The sequence below is a fragment of the Streptomyces solincola genome (genome assembly GCF_002982015.1).
GTDB lineage: Bacteria > Actinomycetota > Actinomycetes > Streptomycetales > Streptomycetaceae > Streptomyces > Streptomyces solincola.
The window spans coordinates 1-16,286 of sequence record NZ_PVLV01000084.1 but is presented as its reverse complement, the minus strand read 5'-3'; the positions used below and the strand labels follow the sequence as shown (position 1 = coordinate 16,286).

At 72.1% G+C, this 16,286-nt stretch carries 14 protein-coding genes and 1 pseudogene; 9 read left to right on the top strand and 6 right to left on the bottom strand.

Features of this window, described 5'->3' with window-relative positions; translation table 11 throughout:
- Nucleotides 1–95: 95 nt before the first annotated feature.
- The 3 genes from C6N75_RS06235 to C6N75_RS06225 form a co-directional block, all read right to left on the bottom strand.
- Nucleotides 96–1,043 carry a Yip1 family protein gene (locus C6N75_RS06235; protein ID WP_105867836.1) on the bottom strand — a complete coding sequence of 316 codons (948 nt, stop codon included), beginning with the start codon at nt 1,041–1,043 and terminating at the stop codon, nt 96–98.
- 208 nt (nt 1,044–1,251) lie between these two features.
- Nucleotides 1,252–3,645, bottom strand: a complete 2,394-nt coding sequence (locus C6N75_RS06230) for a (Fe-S)-binding protein (protein WP_105867835.1) — start codon at nt 3,643–3,645, stop codon at nt 1,252–1,254.
- 114 nt (nt 3,646–3,759) lie between these two features.
- Nucleotides 3,760–4,293 carry a sugar transferase gene (locus tag C6N75_RS06225; RefSeq protein ID WP_258177253.1) on the bottom strand — a complete coding sequence of 178 codons (534 nt, stop codon included), beginning with the start codon at nt 4,291–4,293 and terminating at the stop codon, nt 3,760–3,762.
- 312 nt (nt 4,294–4,605) lie between these two features.
- On the opposite strand from C6N75_RS06225, the gene dnaK reads away from it, so the two are divergent.
- From dnaK to C6N75_RS06200, 5 genes are all read left to right on the top strand, one after another.
- Nucleotides 4,606–6,462 carry a molecular chaperone DnaK gene (dnaK, locus tag C6N75_RS06220; protein ID WP_105867833.1) on the top strand — a complete coding sequence of 619 codons (1,857 nt, stop codon included), beginning with the start codon at nt 4,606–4,608 and terminating at the stop codon, nt 6,460–6,462.
- Complete coding sequence (grpE, locus tag C6N75_RS06215; RefSeq protein WP_105867832.1) at nt 6,459–7,172, top strand: nucleotide exchange factor GrpE; 714 nt, start codon at nt 6,459–6,461, stop codon at nt 7,170–7,172. The genes dnaK and grpE overlap by 4 nt, the downstream gene beginning before the upstream one ends.
- Nucleotides 7,173–7,286: 114 nt before the next feature.
- Nucleotides 7,287–8,474: a molecular chaperone DnaJ gene (dnaJ, locus tag C6N75_RS06210; RefSeq protein ID WP_105867831.1), complete on the top strand. Its 1,188-nt coding sequence runs from the start codon at nt 7,287–7,289 to the stop codon at nt 8,472–8,474.
- 1 nt (nt 8,475) lies between these two features.
- Nucleotides 8,476–8,931: a heat shock protein transcriptional repressor HspR gene (locus tag C6N75_RS06205; RefSeq protein WP_105867830.1), complete on the top strand. Its 456-nt coding sequence runs from the start codon at nt 8,476–8,478 to the stop codon at nt 8,929–8,931.
- 140 nt (nt 8,932–9,071) lie between these two features.
- Nucleotides 9,072–9,764 (top strand): DUF4232 domain-containing protein, encoded by a 693-nt coding sequence (locus C6N75_RS06200; RefSeq protein ID WP_105867829.1) that lies wholly within the window; start codon nt 9,072–9,074, stop codon nt 9,762–9,764.
- On the opposite strand, the gene C6N75_RS06195 is transcribed toward C6N75_RS06200, so the two are convergent.
- Nucleotides 9,761–10,759 carry a helix-turn-helix transcriptional regulator gene (locus tag C6N75_RS06195; RefSeq protein WP_105867828.1) on the bottom strand — a complete coding sequence of 333 codons (999 nt, stop codon included), beginning with the start codon at nt 10,757–10,759 and terminating at the stop codon, nt 9,761–9,763. The genes C6N75_RS06200 and C6N75_RS06195 overlap by 4 nt on opposite strands.
- Before the next feature lie 131 nt (nt 10,760–10,890).
- Here C6N75_RS06195 and C6N75_RS06190 point away from each other — a divergent pair, with 131 nt between their 5' ends.
- Nucleotides 10,891–11,277 carry a hypothetical protein gene (locus tag C6N75_RS06190; protein WP_105867827.1) on the top strand — a complete coding sequence of 129 codons (387 nt, stop codon included), beginning with the start codon at nt 10,891–10,893 and terminating at the stop codon, nt 11,275–11,277.
- On the top strand, nt 11,274–11,591 hold the full coding sequence (locus C6N75_RS06185; RefSeq protein ID WP_105867826.1) for a Rieske (2Fe-2S) protein: 318 nt from the start codon (nt 11,274–11,276) through the stop codon (nt 11,589–11,591). The genes C6N75_RS06190 and C6N75_RS06185 overlap by 4 nt, the downstream gene beginning before the upstream one ends.
- A 168-nt stretch (nt 11,592–11,759) precedes the next feature.
- Here C6N75_RS06185 and C6N75_RS06180 read toward each other — a convergent pair whose 3' ends face one another.
- Nucleotides 11,760–12,173: a pyridoxamine 5'-phosphate oxidase family protein gene (locus C6N75_RS06180; RefSeq protein WP_105867825.1), complete on the bottom strand. Its 414-nt coding sequence runs from the start codon at nt 12,171–12,173 to the stop codon at nt 11,760–11,762.
- 210 nt (nt 12,174–12,383) lie between these two features.
- On the opposite strand from C6N75_RS06180, the gene clpB reads away from it, so the two are divergent.
- Nucleotides 12,384–14,978 (top strand): ATP-dependent chaperone ClpB, encoded by a 2,595-nt coding sequence (clpB, locus tag C6N75_RS06175; protein WP_105867824.1) that lies wholly within the window; start codon nt 12,384–12,386, stop codon nt 14,976–14,978.
- Between the two features lie 117 nt (nt 14,979–15,095).
- Entirely contained in the window at nt 15,096–15,638 is a 543-nt protein-coding gene (locus C6N75_RS06170; RefSeq protein ID WP_105867823.1) for a type III secretion system chaperone family protein, read from the top strand.
- Nucleotides 15,639–15,666: 28 nt separating this feature from the next.
- Here the strand turns inward: C6N75_RS06170 and C6N75_RS30480 are convergent.
- Nucleotides 15,667–16,286 (bottom strand): annotated as a pseudogene (locus tag C6N75_RS30480) (hypothetical protein); the annotation flags it as partial.

The following is a 16,286-nucleotide window of genomic DNA, read 5'->3' as shown; positions in this document are numbered from 1 at the left end:
AGGGCCAGGTGCTGGACGCCTGCCCGCCGGGGGGGGGAGTACGGGGGGGGCCCCGGGACCGTCACCACGGTCCCGGGGCCCTCGCCGTGCCGGTGTCAGATGGTGCCGAGCTTGATCAGCGACAGCAGGGCGATGAGCTGGATCGACGAGGCGCCCAGGGCCTTCGGCCAGGGCAGGTCGTGGGACTTGCTCACCATGGAGGTGAACAGCGCCCCGGCGGCGAGCCAGGACAGCCAGCCGAGGATCTGCACGAGGGTGTTGTCGCCGCCCAGGAAGAGGGCGAAGACCAGGCGTGGCGCGTCGGTCAGGGCCATGATCAGCATGGAGAGACCGACCGTCGGCTGCCAGGCGCCGTCGCCGCCGAGCTGGCGGGCCAGGGTGTGGGTCACCGCGCCCAGGATCAGGCCGCCGACGACGAACATGACGCCGGTCAGCAGGACGTACGGGACGGCGGTGGAGAGGGTGGCGCTGATCGCCTCCTCGCGGGCCTCGTCGAAGCCGAACAGCGCCAGCAGGCCGTAGAGGAAGGTGACCACGACCGCCGGACCCCAGACGGCGTGGTCGCGCATCTGGAAGAAGGTCGGGCCGGGGCGCGTCACCATGCCGCTGAGGAGCTGCTTCCAGTGCAGCCGCGGCCCGGCCGGGGCGGGCGCGGCGCCGGCCTGGTAGGTGGCGCCGTCGCCGTAGCCCTCCTGGTAGCCGCCGGCCGCCGCGTACTGCTCGTCGTGGATGCTGAACGCCCGGGTGTGGCCCGGGTGGTTCGCCGCGTAGGGGTCGTGCTGCGGCGGCTGGTGCTGCTGCTGGTGGGGGTAGGGGTCGCCGAAGTACTCCGGCTCGCCGTAGGGCTGGCCGCCGTGAGCGCCCTGCCCGCCCTGCCCGCCCGGGTGCCCCTGGTGCGCGGGCGGCCACTGCTGCTGCCCTGGCTGCCGCCCCGAGGCGTACGGGGGCGGCGGCGCCGCGTTTCCGTACGGCGTCGCCTGCTGCGGTTGCTGTCGCGAGGTGCGGTTGTTGTCCCGGCCGCGTCCGATCCTGAATCCAGCCACGTCAACGAACGTACCCGCTCCCGCTGGATGGAGTGGACATGGCGGGAGGAGAGCGCCCCATTGCGGCTGAGCTGTGACATCCCCTAAGGGACCGGGGACGCGATCCTGGGGGCCATCCCGTCGGGGACGCGGAGGACGCGGAACGGCCGGACCTCTGCCTGTGCGGGGCGGAGGTCCGGCCGTCGGTCTCGGGGCGGTGGCGGCCCGGCTACTTCACCGGGGCGGGCTCCTCGTCGGGCGCGGCGCCGGGGGCGTCGCCGGCGGCCTCGGCGCCGCCGCCCTCGGGGCCGGAGTCCGAGTCGTCGGAGCCGGAGTCCGGGCCGGAGTCCCCGTCGCTGCCGCCCTCGGCCGGGGGCTCCGGGTCGGGGTCGACCGGGGTCTTGACCGAGTCGAGAAGGAGCTGGGCGACGTCGACCACCTGGAGCGACTCCGGGGCCTTGCCGTCGTTCTTCTTGCCGTTGACCGAGTCGGTGAGCATGACCAGGCAGAACGGGCAGGCGGTGGAGACGATGTCCGGGTTGAGGGACAGGGCCTCGTCCACGCGCTCGGTGTTGATGCGCTTGCCGATGCGCTCCTCCATCCACATCCGCGCGCCGCCGGCGCCGCAGCAGAAGCCGCGCTCCTTGTGGCGGTGCATCTCCTGCTGGCGCAGGCCCGGCACGGCGGACATGATCTCGCGCGGCGGCGTGTAGACCTTGTTGTGCCGGCCCAGGTAGCAGGGGTCGTGGTAGGTGATCAGCCCGTCCACCGGGGTGACCGGGGTGAGCCGGCCCTCGTCGATGAGGTGCTGGAGCAACTGGGTGTGGTGGATGACCTCGAACTCGCCGCCGAGCTGCGGGTACTCGTTGGCGATGGTGTTGAAGCAGTGCGGGCAGGTGGCGACGATCTTCTTGGCCGACTTGGGCTTGCGCGTCGACTCGTCCTCGTCGTCCTCGCCGAAGGCCATGTTGAGCATGGCCACGTTCTCCTGGCCGAGCTGCTGGAACAGCGGCTCGTTGCCCAGGCGGCGGGGGGAGTCGCCGGTGCACTTCTCGTCGCCGCCCATGATCGCGAACTTCACGCCCGCGATGTGCAGCAGCTCGGCGAAGGCCTTGGTGGTCTTCTTGGCCCGGTCCTCCAGGGCGCCGGCGCAGCCGACCCAGTAGAGGTAGTCGACCTCGGTGAGGTCCTCGACGTCCTTGCCGACGATCGGGACCTCGAAGTCGACCTCCTTGGTCCACTCGACCCGCTGCTTCTTGGCCAGGCCCCAGGGGTTGCCCTTCTTCTCCAGGTTCTTCAGCATCGTGCCGGCCTCGGAGGGGAACGCCGACTCGATCATCACCTGGTAGCGGCGCATGTCCACGATGTGGTCGATGTGCTCGATGTCCACCGGGCACTGCTCGACGCAGGCGCCGCAGGTGGTGCAGGACCACAGCACGTCCGGGTCGATGACGCCGTTCTCCTCCAGCGTGCCGACCAGCGGGCGCTCGGCCTCGGCCAGGGCGGCGGCGGGCACGTCGGCGAGCTGCTCGGCGGTGGCCTTCTCCTCGCCCTCCATGGTCTTGCCGCCGCCGGCCAGCAGGTAGGGGGCCTTGGCGTGCGCGTGGTCGCGCAGCGACATGATCAGCAGCTTGGGGGAGAGCGGCTTGCCGGTGTTCCAGGCGGGGCACTGCGACTGGCAGCGGCCGCACTCGGTGCAGGTGGAGAAGTCGAGGATGCCCTTCCAGGAGAAGTGCTCGACCTGGGAGGCGCCGAACACGGCCTCCTCGCCGTCGTTCTCGTCCTCGTCGAAGACCGTCTCGAAGTCGATCTCCTTGCCCCGGCTGGTCATCGGCTGGAGCGCGCCCAGCGCGGTGGCGCCGTCGGCGTTGCGCTTGAACCAGATGTTCGGGAAGCCCAGGAAGCGGTGCCAGGCCACACCCATGTTGGTGTTCAGCGAGACCGTGATCATCCAGATCAGCGACGTGCCGATCTTGATCATGGCGGTGAGGTAGATCAGCGTCTGGAGGGTGGGGACGGAGAGCCCGTCGAACGCCAGGACCAGCGGGTACGAGGCGAAGTAGGCGGCCTCGTAGTGGCTGACGCCGTGGATGGCGCCCTCCAGGCCGCGCAGCACCCAGATCGCCAGGCCGATGACGAGGATGACGTACTCGACGAAGTACGCCTGCCAGGCCTTGGAGCCGGCGAAGCGCGACTTGCGGCCGGCCCGGGAGGGCAGGCTGAGCAGCCGGATGCCGATCAGCGTGAGGATGCCCAGGATGGTCATCACGCCGATGAACTCGATGTACATCTCGAACGGCAGGAAGCCGCCGATGACCGGCAGCACCCAGTCGGCCTCGAAGAGCTGCCCGTACGCCTGGAGCAGGGTGGGCGGCAGGGTCAGGAAGCCGATCGCGACGAACCAGTGCGCGGCGCCGACGATCCCCCAGCGGTTCATCCGGGTGTGGCCGAGGAACTCCTTGACCAGGGTGATCGTCCTGGCCTTGGGGTCGTCGGTACGGCTGCCCGCGGGCACGGGCTGGCCGAGCTTCACGAACCGGTAGATCTGCGCGACCGCACGGGCGATGAGCGCGACACCGACCACGGTCAGCGTCAGCGACACGATGATCGCGGCGAGTTGCATGGGGGCTCCTCGGGCCTGCGAGGTGGGGAATCAGCACTAGTAGTGTCGCCGCTCGGCAGCCTGCCAGCGCACTACTAAGCGGTAACTTAATCGGTTCGTGCTGAGCGTACCCAGTTATCCGGCCGTGCTGTAGGCGGGTGTGCGGTGATCTGCGTCGCTCAGGCGACCCTGACCGCGCACCCGGCGCGGCGCCCGCAGCAGCAGGGCCACGTCGGCGGTCAGGCGGTGGTGCTCGACGTAGTCCTGGTCCAGGAGCAGCGGCTCGTCCCAGGGGAGTTCGGAGCCGCCGGCCTGCTGGGCGGGTCCGGTCAGGCCGGGGCGCACCGACTGCCGCCAGGGCAGGTGCGCCGCCGGGTCCTCGGGAGGCAGCGGCGCCGGGCCGACCAGGGCGAGTTCGCCGCGTACGACATGGGGCAGCCGGGAGAGCGCGTCCAGGTGGAGGCGGCGCACCGGCAGCGAGCGCAGGGTGAGCGGACGGCCGTGGCGGCCGGTCCGAATCTCGCGGACCCAGACGCCGCCGGCGGGCCGCCGGGCGGCGACGGCGAGGGCTGCGGCGGCCAGCAGGGGCGAGAGGACCGCCAGCAGTACGGCCGCCACAGTGGCGTCGAGGACCCGCTTGGGGTCGGGGAACCGGTCGGCGTCGTGCATGCGATGGCCCGTTTCCATGTGATTTCGTCTGTTTTGTTGCGTTCGCTGAACGATCGCATGGCGGGATGTGCACGGGTGGGGGTCGCGGGTACGCGGCGGGTCGTGTCCCGGTCGGCCGGGCCCTGACGGCTCCGGCGCGCTCTGCGCCTCTCGGCGGATACCGCGCGTACCTGCGATGTCGTGCCTGCCGGCGGACTCTGCGCATAAGAGCGGAATAAAAGTTGAGCCGACTCGGCTCAGGTCTGTTGACGCGGGCCGGGGGTGTCATGCATCCTTGAGCCTGTTCCACTCAAGCCTGTTGGAGGAATCGAAATGGCACGTGCGGTCGGCATCGACCTGGGCACGACTAACTCCGTCGTCAGCGTTCTCGAAGGCGGCGAGCCCACCGTCATCACCAACGCCGAGGGCGCCAGGACCACGCCGTCCGTCGTCGCCTTCGCCAAGAACGGCGAGGTGCTCGTCGGCGAGGTCGCCAAGCGCCAGGCGGTCACCAACGTCGACCGGACGATCCGTTCGGTCAAGCGCCACATGGGCACCGACTGGAAGATCGAGCTGGACGGGAAGAACTTCAACCCGCAGCAGATCAGCGCCTTCATCCTTCAGAAGCTGAAGCGCGACGCGGAGTCCTACCTGGGCGAGAAGGTGACCGACGCGGTCATCACCGTCCCGGCGTACTTCAACGACTCCGAGCGCCAGGCCACCAAGGAGGCCGGCGAGATCGCGGGCCTGAACGTCCTGCGCATCGTCAACGAGCCGACCGCGGCCGCCCTGGCCTACGGCCTGGACAAGGACGACCAGACGATCCTCGTCTTCGACCTCGGCGGCGGCACCTTCGACGTCTCGCTGCTGGAGATCGGCGACGGCGTCGTCGAGGTGAAGGCCACCAACGGCGACAACCACCTCGGTGGCGACGACTGGGACCAGCGGGTCGTGGACTACCTGGTCAAGCAGTTCCAGTCCGGCCACGGCGTGGACCTGGCCAAGGACAAGATGGCGCTCCAGCGCCTGCGCGAGGCCGCCGAGAAGGCGAAGATCGAGCTGTCCTCGTCCACCGAGACCACGATCAACCTGCCCTACATCACGGCCTCCGCCGAGGGCCCGCTGCACCTGGACGAGAAGCTCACCCGCGCCCAGTTCCAGCAGCTCACCTCGGACCTGCTGGACCGCTGCAAGACCCCGTTCCACAACGTCATCAAGGACGCGGGCATCCAGCTCTCCGAGATCGACCACGTGGTCCTGGTCGGCGGCTCGACCCGGATGCCGGCCGTCGCCGAGCTGGTCAAGGAGCTGACCGGCGGCAAGGACGCCAACAAGGGCGTCAACCCGGACGAGGTCGTCGCCATCGGCGCCACCCTCCAGGCCGGCGTGCTCAAGGGCGAGGTCAAGGACGTCCTGCTGCTCGACGTCACCCCGCTGTCCCTCGGCATCGAGACCAAGGGCGGCATCATGACCAAGCTGATCGAGCGCAACACCACGATCCCGACCAAGCGCTCGGAGATCTTCACCACGGCCGAGGACAACCAGCCGTCCGTGCAGATCCAGGTCTACCAGGGCGAGCGCGAGATCGCGGCGTACAACAAGAAGCTCGGGATGTTCGAGCTGACCGGTCTGCCGCCGGCCCCGCGCGGCGTGCCGCAGATCGAGGTGTCCTTCGACATCGACGCCAACGGCATCATGCACGTGACCGCGAAGGACCTCGGCACGGGCAAGGAGCAGAAGATGACCGTCACCGGCGGCTCCTCGCTCGCCAAGGACGAGGTCGACCGGATGCGCCAGGAGGCCGAGCAGTACGCGGAGGAGGACTCCCGCCGCCGCGAGTCCGCCGAGACCCGCAACCAGGCCGAGCAGCTCGTCTACCAGACGGAGAAGTTCCTCGCCGACAACGCCGAGAAGGTCCCCGGCGACGTCAAGGCCGAGGTCGAGACCGCGGTGACGGAGCTGAAGGAGAAGCTCAAGGGCGAGGACACCGCCGAGATCCGCACCGCGACGGAGAAGGTCGCGGCCGTCTCGCAGAAGCTCGGCCAGGCCATGTACGCCGACGCCCAGGCCCAGCAGGCCGCGGGCGGCGACGGCGCCGGCGCGCCGGGCGGCGCGCAGGCCCAGGCCGATGACGACGTCGTCGACGCCGAGATCGTCGACGACGAGAAGCCGAAGGGCGGTGCCGCATGACGGAGGAGACCCCGGGATTCGACGAGAAGCCCGACGTCCCCTCCGGCGCCACCCCCGACGGCGCCGCGGAGGCCGCCGACGCCCCGACCCCGCAGCCCGAGACCGCCGGTTCGCCGGCGGCCCCGGCCGCGGGCGAGGACGGCCCGGCGGCCCCGGCCGGGGACGCGGACCGCACCGCGGGCCTGACGGCCCAGCTCGACCAGACCCGCACCGCGCTCGGCGAGCGCACCGCGGACCTCCAGCGGCTCCAGGCGGAGTACCAGAACTACCGCCGGCGGGTCGAGCGGGACCGGGTGCAGGTCAAGGAGATCGCCATCGCGAACCTCCTCTCCGAGCTGCTGCCGGTGCTCGACGACATCGGGCGCGCCCGTGAGCACGGCGAGCTGCTCGGCGGCTTCAAGTCGGTCGCCGAGTCGCTGGAGACGGTCGCCGCGAAGATGGGCCTCCAGCAGTTCGGCAAGGAGGGCGAGCCCTTCGACCCGACGGTCCACGAGGCCCTGATGCACTCCTACGCGCCGGACGTCACCGAGACGACCTGCGTCGCGATCCTCCAGCCCGGGTACCGGATCGGCGAACGGACCATCCGCCCCGCGCGGGTCGCCGTGGCCGAGCCCCAGCCCGGCGCGGCCCCGGCCACCCCGGAGGCCAAGGACTCCGCCTCGGACGAGGCGGCGCCCGGCGAGGAGAGCGGTGGCCCCGAGGAGGGCTGACGCGGTGAGCAGGAGCGGCAGCGGCGCGAGCGCCGGCGCCGCGCACGGTGCGGGCCGCGGTCGTGGCCCGCACCGTGCGGCGGACATGGGCGGTAACCGGAAGGAGGGACGTCGATGAGCACGAAGGACTTCGTGGAGAAGGACTACTACAAGGTTCTCGGCGTCCCCAAGGACGCCACCGAGGCCGAGATCAAGAAGGCGTACCGGAAGCTCGCCCGCGAGTTCCACCCGGACGCCAACAAGGGCGACGCGGACGCCGAGACCCGCTTCAAGGAGGTCTCCGAGGCGAACGACGTCCTCGGCGACCCCAAGAAGCGCAAGGAGTACGACGAGGCCCGCGCGCTCTTCGGCAACGGCGGCTTCCGCCCCGGCGGGGCCGGCGGTCCCGGCGGGACGTTCAACTTCGACCTGGGCGACCTCTTCGGCGGCGCCCAGGGCGGCGGCGGACCGGGCGGCGCCGGCGGCTTCGGCGGCGGCGGCCTCGGGGACGTGTTCGGCGGGCTGTTCAACCGCGGCGCCACCGGCGGCCGCACCCAGCCGCGCCGAGGCCAGGACGTCGAGTCCGAGGTGACGCTCAGCTTCACCGAGGCCGTGGACGGGGCCACCGTCCCGCTGCGGATGTCCAGCCAGCAGCCGTGCAAGGCGTGCTCCGGCACCGGCGACAAGAACGGCACGCCCCGGGTGTGCCCGACCTGCGTCGGCACCGGGCAGGTCTCCCGCGGCGGCAGCGGCTCGTTCTCGCTGACCGACCCCTGCCGCGACTGCAAGGGGCGCGGGCTGATCGCCGAGCACCCCTGCGAGGTCTGCAAGGGCAGCGGGCGCGCCAAGTCCTCGCACACCATGCAGGTCCGCATCCCGGCGGGCGTCTCCGACGGGCAGCGCATCCGGCTGCGCGGCAAGGGCGCGCCCGGCGAGCGCGGCGGACCGGCCGGCGACCTGTACGTGGTGGTGCACGTCGACTCCCACCCGGTCTTCGGCCGCAAGGGCGACAACCTCACCGTCACGGTGCCCGTCTCGTTCCCCGAGGCGGCGCTCGGCGGCGAGATCAAGGTGCCCGTCCTCGGCGGGCCGCCGGTCACCCTGAAGATCCCGGCCGGCACGCCCAACGGCCGCACCATGCGGGCCCGCGGCAAGGGCGCGGTCCGCAAGGACGGCACCCGCGGGGACCTGCTGGTCACCGTCGAGGTGGCGGTGCCGGACGAGCTGGACGACAAGGCGCGCGAGGCCCTGGAGACCTACCGGGAGGCCACGGCGGGCGAGGACCCGCGGGCCGCCCTGTTCCAGGCCGCGAAGGGGGCTTGAGATGGACGGACGCCGCCGCAACCCGTACGAGCTGACCGACGAGACGCCGGTGTACGTCATCTCGGTCGCCGCCCAGCTCAGCGGGCTGCACCCGCAGACCCTGCGCCAGTACGACCGGCTGGGCCTGGTCTCCCCGGACCGCACCGCCGGCCGGGGCCGCCGCTATTCGGCCCGCGACATCCAACTGCTGCGCCAGGTGCAGCAGTTGTCGCAGGACGAAGGCATCAACCTGGCCGGCATCAAGCGGATCATCGAGCTGGAGAACCAGGTCGCCGCCCTTCAGTCCCGGATCGGCGAGCTGAGCGCGGCGGTCGAGGGCGCGGCGGCGGCGATCCGCCAGCGCGAGGCCCAGGTGCACGCCTCCTACCGGCGCGACCTGGTCCCGTACCAGGAGGCGCAGCGGGCGAGCGCGCTGGTCGTCTGGCGTCCGCCGACCGGCCGCAAGCGCGGCGACTGACCTCCGGTCAGGACCACCCGTTCCCACCCCGACGGCCCCCGGGCCGGACCCCGCCAGGTCCGCCCGGGGGCCGTCGGCCGTCCGCCCCTGCCCGTATCCGCGGCCCCCGGCTTCCCGTACGCCCATGGCATGATCCGTTCATGTCTGCCACCGGACCCGGGAACGCGACGACCGTGCTGCGCGCCGCGCGCTGGTCCGCAGGGGTGCTCGGGGCGGCGGCGCTGCTGGTCGCCGGCGGGCCGCTGCTGGCGGGCTGCGACGACGAGACGGGCGACGCGCCCCTGCCCGTACGGCTTCCGGCGGCTGCGCAGAGCGGCCCGTCCGACCCGTACGGGCCGACCCCGGTCCCCGGCGCGTCCCCGGCGCCGTCGCCCCCTTCGCCGGCGCCGTCCGAGGGGCCCTGCCCGGAGGGCGGGGTGCGGGTGGCGACCGGGCTGGTGGACTCCGCGATGGGGCTGCGCGCCATGGAGGTCTCGCTGGCCAACTGCGGTACGCGGCGGGTGGAGGTGAGCGGCTACCCGGAGCTGACGGTGCTCGACGGGCGGTCGGCCCCGATGGAGTCGGTGACCGTCCACCAGGGGTCGAACACCGACAGCCGGCACCGGCCGACGGTGTTCGCACTCGGGCCGGGGGAGCGGGCGGTCGCGGCGGTGGTCTGGCGCAACACGGTGACCCTGACCGACCGGCCGGCCACCGAGGGCGTCTACCTGCGCGTCGTGCCGGTGCCGGGCGCCCCCGGGCAGCGGGTGCGTCCGGGCGACGGCGGCCCGCTCGACCTGGGCAACACCGACCGGGTGGAGGTCACCCCCTGGCGGCCGGCGGCCGCCGACTAGCCGCCGGGGTGGGCCTCCGGCTCGCGCTCCAGCATGCCGGAGCGGGCGATGAGGTAGCCGAGCTGGGTCCGGCTGCCGCTGCCCAGGACGGCGGCCAGCTTGGCGATGTGGGCGCGGCAGGTGCGGACGTTCATCCCGAGGCGCCGGGCGATGGCCTCGTCCACGTGCCCCTCGACCAGGAGGCGGGCGATGGAGCGCTGGACGCCGCTGATGCCGTCCGACTTGAGGTCGTAGGGGATCTCCTCCTTCAGCGGCACGGCCAGTTGCCAGAACTGGTCGAAGACGCCCGCGAGGTAGGCGACCAGGCCGGGGTGGCGCAGTTCCAGGGCGATCTGCCGGTCGCTGCGGGCCGGTACGAACGCCACCTCGCGGTCCACGATGATCAGCCGGTCGATGATCTGCTCCAGGGTGCGCACCTCCACCTCGGGGCCGACGTGTTCGAGGTAGGTGAGCGTCAGTTCGGTGTGGCGCGCGGTGTGCTGGTAGAGCGTGCGCATCCGGATGCCGCGGCCCAGCAGCGGCTGCACCCGCCGCAGCGCCTCGCGCAGGGCGTTGGCCGGGCGGCCGCCGCCGGGCTGCACGGTGAGCAGTTCGCGCTCGCAACCGGAGATGACCCGGTCGAGGGTGCCGTTGATGCGGTGCAGGCCCTCCAGGACGGTGATCGAGTGGGTCTCGGGGGCGTTCTGGGCGCTGATGGCCATGAACGGCTGGAACGCGTCGGACAGCTCGACCGTGCGCCGCCTGCGCTGGAGGATCTCGCGCTCGATGGGCTGCAAGAGCTGGGCCAGCGCGGACGAGGGCGGGACGGGGCGCAGCCACTGGGCGTCGTCCGGGTCGGGGTGGAGCAGCGAGAGATCGAGCAGGCAGGGTGTCTTCAGCGCCTCTGACCGGGGGATTCTCCCGGTGCGCAACGCGGTCGCATACAGCTCGGATCCGGCCGGGCACAGCTCCGTATGCGAATGGGGGTGGTCTGGTTGGTCCGGTTCTATCCCCATTTGTTCACCCCCAGGCTCCTGCATCTCAGGAACATGATGCCTGGCGTAGGTGGTGGAAACGTGGAGAGTGAGAAATCGTCTTACTCGCGGGGGTTGGAGAAGACGTTGCCTTCAAGTGAGGTTGCTCGGTGATGATCAAGAGAATCATGCGTGCAGCGGCCGCTGCTGCCGTCATCGGCGCGGGCGCGATAGGCGTCCTGGGGGCCGCCGGGGGGACCGGTTCGTACGCGGCCGCCGGCGTGGTGGCGAAGCAGCAGGACCCGGGCTGGTCCGCGGCTCCGGCCGTGGTGGCCGACCCGGGCTGGCACGCCGCTCCCGCGACCGCCCAGCAGGACCCGGGCTGGCACACCGCCCCGGCGTCCGCGAAGCTCGACCCGGGCTGGCACACCGGCCCGTCGGCGAAGCTGGACCCGGGCTGGTCCGCGGCTCCGGGCGTGGCGGCCGACCCGGGGTGGCACACCGCCCCCGCGGGCGCCGCGTCCCTGAACGACCCCGGCTGGCACGTCCTCAGCGCATGAACATGCCCGAAGACTCCCGTTTCCGCCGGGAGATGGCGTCCGCCTACCGTTCCGGGTGGCATTTCATCGACCTCGTCACGGCGGTGCCGCACCGTGGCGATTCGTTGATGGTCACCCTCTTCGGAGAGCCGATCGTCATCACCCGCGGGGACGACGAGGACATCCGCGCCTACCGGTGCCTGCGACGGCCCCGCGGGGCCCCGCAGCCCGTCCGCTGTGCCATCCGGTACGGCATGATCTTCGTCAATCTCGACCAGCGCGACCATCAGCTCGTCGAGCCGGAGACCACCACCGCCACCCCCCGCAGTGCCTGAGCGATTCCCCCGTCGTCATCGATCGCTCAGGTGCTTCCCCCACACAACGGCGCCATCGTGACCTGAACACGATGGCGCCGTTGTGCTGTCCGCGCACGACGGCGCCGTCGTGCTGTCCGCACGCGGTGGCGCCCGGGCGCTGTTCGCGCGACGGCGGCCGGGTGCGCCTCAGGTACGGCCCATCGCCCGGGTGAGGGTGATCTCCACGACCACCCGGTCCGGGTTGGGCGAGGGGGTGCGCCCGTAGCGGGCCGCGTACCGCTCGACGGCGTTCGCGACCTCCTCCGGCTCCGTCCGGATGCGCGCCACGCCCTCCAGGGTCGCCCAGTGCCGCCCGGCCACCTGGCACACCGCCGCCCGCGCCCCGTCCGGGCCGGCGGCCAGCACGTTGGCCACCTTGCGGCTGTGCCGGTTGGCGATCACCCGCGCCACCCCCAGCTCGCCGTCCTCGGGCGCGTACGTCGCCCCCACCGCCACCACGTGCGGCGAGCCGTCCGGGCGGGGCGTGGTCAGGGTGCACACGTGGTACTCGCGCCAGAAGGCGAGGTAGCTCTCCGGAGGATCGCGCAGGTCGACAGCCATGTCCGCGAACCTACCGGCGGCGGGGGCGGCGATCCGCGCCGGGCCCGCGGCGTCACGCGATCGAGTGGGCCCCGCGTGGTGACCGCGTACCGCCTTGAGTGGACTACACTCAACTTTGTGGACGCTGACCCAGTCAGCGCCGGATGCGGACCCCGCAACCGGGCACCACGATGGACAGGACGTCGCAAGCCGAGGCGGGAAAGGGACGATGTGGACGCCGAGCTGACCAACAAGAGCCGGGACGCGCTGAACGCGGCCACCAGCCGCGCCGTGTCCGAGGGAAACCCGGACCTCACCCCGGCGCACCTGCTGGTCGCGCTGCTGGAGGGCCAGGACAACGAGAACATCGTGGACCTGCTGGCCGCCGCCGGGGCCGACCAGGCCGCCGTACGCGCCGGGGCCGAACGGGTGCTGGCCGCGCAGCCCAGCGTCAAGGGCTCCACGGTCGCCCCGCCGCAGGCCAACCGCGAGCTGCTGAGCGTGGTCGCGGACGCCTCGCAGCAGGCCAAGGACCTCGGCGACGAGTACCTGTCCACCGAGCACCTGCTGATCGGCATCGCGGCCAAGGGCGGCCAGGCCGGCGAGGTGCTGAAGGAGCAGGGCGCGACCGCGAAGAAGCTGCTGGAGGCGTTCCGGCAGACGAGGGGAGGACGACGGGTGACCACGCCCGACCCGGAGGGCCAGTACAAGGCGCTGGAGAAGTTCGGCACCGACTTCACCGCCGCGGCCCGCGAGGGCAAGCTCGACCCGGTGATCGGCCGGGACCAGGAGATCCGCCGGGTGGTGCAGGTGCTCTCCCGGCGCACCAAGAACAACCCCGTCCTCATCGGCGAACCCGGCGTCGGCAAGACCGCCGTCGTCGAGGGCCTGGCCCAGCGCATCGTCAAGGGCGACGTCCCCGAGTCGCTGCGCGACAAGCGGCTGGTCGCGCTCGACCTCGGCGCGATGCTCGCGGGCGCGAAGTACCGCGGCGAGTTCGAGGAGCGGCTGAAGACCGTCCTGTCCGAGATCAAGGACAGCGACGGGCAGATCATCACGTTCATCGACGAGCTGCACACGGTCGTCGGCGCGGGCGCCGGCGGGGACTCGGCGATGGACGCCGGCAACATGCTCAAGCCGATGCTGGCCCGCGGCGAGCTGCGGATGGTCGGCGCGACCACCCTGGACGAGTACCGCGAGCGGATCGAGAAGGACCCGGCCCTGGAGCGCCGCTTCCAGCAGGTCCTGGTCTCCGAGCCGACCGTCGAGGACACCGTCGCCATCCTGCGCGGGCTCAAGGGCCGCTACGAGGCCCACCACAAGGTGCAGATCGCCGACTCCGCGCTGGTGGCCGCCGCCACCCTCTCCGACCGCTACATCACCTCCCGCTTCCTGCCCGACAAGGCCATCGACCTGGTCGACGAGGCCGCCTCCCGCCTCCGGATGGAGATCGACTCCTCACCGGTGGAGATCGACGAGCTCCAGCGGGCCGTGGACCGCCTGCGGATGGAGGAGCTGGCCCTCTCCAAGGAGACCGACGAGGCCAGCAAGCAGCGGCTGGACAAGCTGCGCCGGGACCTCGCCGACAAGGAGGAGGACCTGCGCGGGCTGACCGCCCGCTGGGAGAAGGAGAAGCAGGGCCTCAACCGGGTCGGCGAGCTGAAGGAGAAGCTGGACGAGATGCGCGGCACCGCCGAGCGCGCCCAGCGCGACGGCGACTTCGACACCGCTTCCAAGCTGCTGTACGGGGAGATCCCGGCCGTCGAACGGGAGCTGGCCGAGGCCACCGAGGCCGAGCAGGAGGCCGCCAAGGACACCATGGTCAAGGAGGAGGTCGGCCCCGACGACATCGCCGACGTGGTCGGTTCCTGGACGGGCATCCCGGCCGGGCGGCTGCTGGAGGGCGAGACGCAGAAGCTGCTGCGGATGGAGGAGGAGCTGGGCCGGCGGCTGATCGGCCAGTCCGAGGCGGTGCGCGCGGTCTCCGACGCGGTACGCCGCACCCGGGCCGGAGTCGCCGACCCCGACCGGCCCACCGGGTCGTTCCTCTTCCTCGGCCCCACCGGCGTAGGCAAGACCGAACTGGCCAAGGCGCTCGCCGACTTCCTCTTCGACGACGAGCGGGCCATGGTCCGCATCGACATGTCGGAGTACGGCGAGAAGCACAGCGTCGCCCGCCTGGTCGGCGCGCCCCCCGGCTACGTCGGCTACGAGGAGGGCGGCCAGCTCACCGAGGCGGTGCGCCGCCGCCCGTACAGCGTGGTGCTGCTGGACGAGGTGGAGAAGGCCCACCCGGAGGTCTTCGACATCCTGCTCCAGGTGCTCGACGACGGCCGGCTGACCGACGGTCAGGGCCGCACCGTCGACTTCCGCAACACCATCCTCATCCTCACCTCCAACCTGGGCAGCCAGTACCTGATCGACCCGGCCACCAGCGCCGAGGAGAAGAAGCAGCAGGTGCTGAACACCGTCCGGTCGTCCTTCAAGCCCGAGTTCCTCAACCGGCTGGACGACATGGTGGTCTTCTCCGCCCTCTCCGGCGACGAGCTGACCCGCATCGCCCGCCTCCAGGTCGACCGGCTCGCCCGCCGGCTCGCCGACCGCCGCCTGACCCTCGACGTCACCCCGGCCGCCCTGGACTGGCTCGCCGCGGAGGGCAACGACCCCGCCTACGGCGCCCGCCCGCTGCGCCGCCTGGTGCAGACCGCCATCGGCGACCGCCTCGCCAAGGAGATCCTGGCCGGCGAGATCGCCGACGGCGACACCGTCCGCGTCGACCGCGCCGGAGACGGCGGCGAAGGGCTGATCGTGGGCCCGGCGTCATGACCCCCCGAGGCCCTCGGACGGCCGGCTTCCGCTCCTGGCGGATCGCCGGGGTGCGGGGTTGCCACGGGCGGGCGGCGATGGGGGAGGATGGCGGCAATCGTTCGAAGGGAAGTTCACGTGAGCATCGACCCGGCCTCGATCCCGAATTTCGGTGGCCAGCAGCCCCAGCCCGAGCAGGCCGGCGGACCGGCGGGTCCTGTCGTGCCCGACCAGGACCTGGTCAAGCAGCTCCTCGAGCAGATGGAGCTGAAGTACGTCGTCGACGACGAGGGCGACCTGGCGGCTCCGTGGGAGGAGTTCCGTACGTACTTCATGTTCCGCGGCGAGGACGAGCAGCAGGTCTTCTCCGTGCGGACCTTCTACGACCGCCCCCACCCGGTGGACAGCCGGTCCCAGATCATGGAGCTGATCGACGACTGGAACCGCCGCACCCTGTGGCCCAAGGTCTACACCCACCTGCACGAGGACGAGCAGGGCGGCGCGACGCTGCGGCTGATCGGCGAGGCGCAGATGCTGATCGGCGTCGGCGTCAGCCTGGAGCACTTCGTGCAGTCCACGGTGAGCTGGGTGCGCGCGTCGATCGAGTTCGACAAGTGGCTGGCGGAGCAGCTCGGCCTGGACGGCGGCGAGGGCGGCGAGCCCACCGCCGACGAGGTCTGACCACCCTTCCCGGCACGGCGGTGGCGCTCTAGAGCGCCATCGTGGCGAGGGTCAGCAGATAGGTCCCGTAGCCGAACGACAGCCCGGCGAGGGCGGCGACCAGTACGGCCGCCGCCCTCGGCCGGGCTCTTCGCAGCGCGAGGGCCACCGGCGCCAGCAGCGGGAACGCCGGCAGCAGGAACCGCGGCTTGGACTCGAAGAAGCCCGCCCCGCCCACCGCGATCACCACCAGGACGGCGGTGTAGACGAACAGCGCGAGCGGCGGGCGCTCCAGCGCCAGCAGGACCAGCAGCACCACCGACACCCCGGTGAGCAGCAGCGAGACGGTGAAGCCCAGGTCCATCGGCCGGGTGGCCACCGCCCGCGCGAAGCCGTACGTGCCGCGCCCGAAGTCGAAGCGCGACGTCCAGCCTGCCTGGACCCGGAAGTACCCGCCCGGCACGTCCCCGGTCCGCACGCCCACCCACAGCACGTACCCCAGCCAGCCCGCCGGGGCCAGCAGCGCCGCCGCGCACGGCCGCCACCCGGGCGAGCGGCGGGCGCGCAGCCTTCGCGACGCCTCGACGGCGGCCGCCGCGCCCACCGCCGCCGCCACCGCCACACCGTTCGGCCGGGCGGCCCCCGCCAGCGCCGCCAGGACGCCCGCGC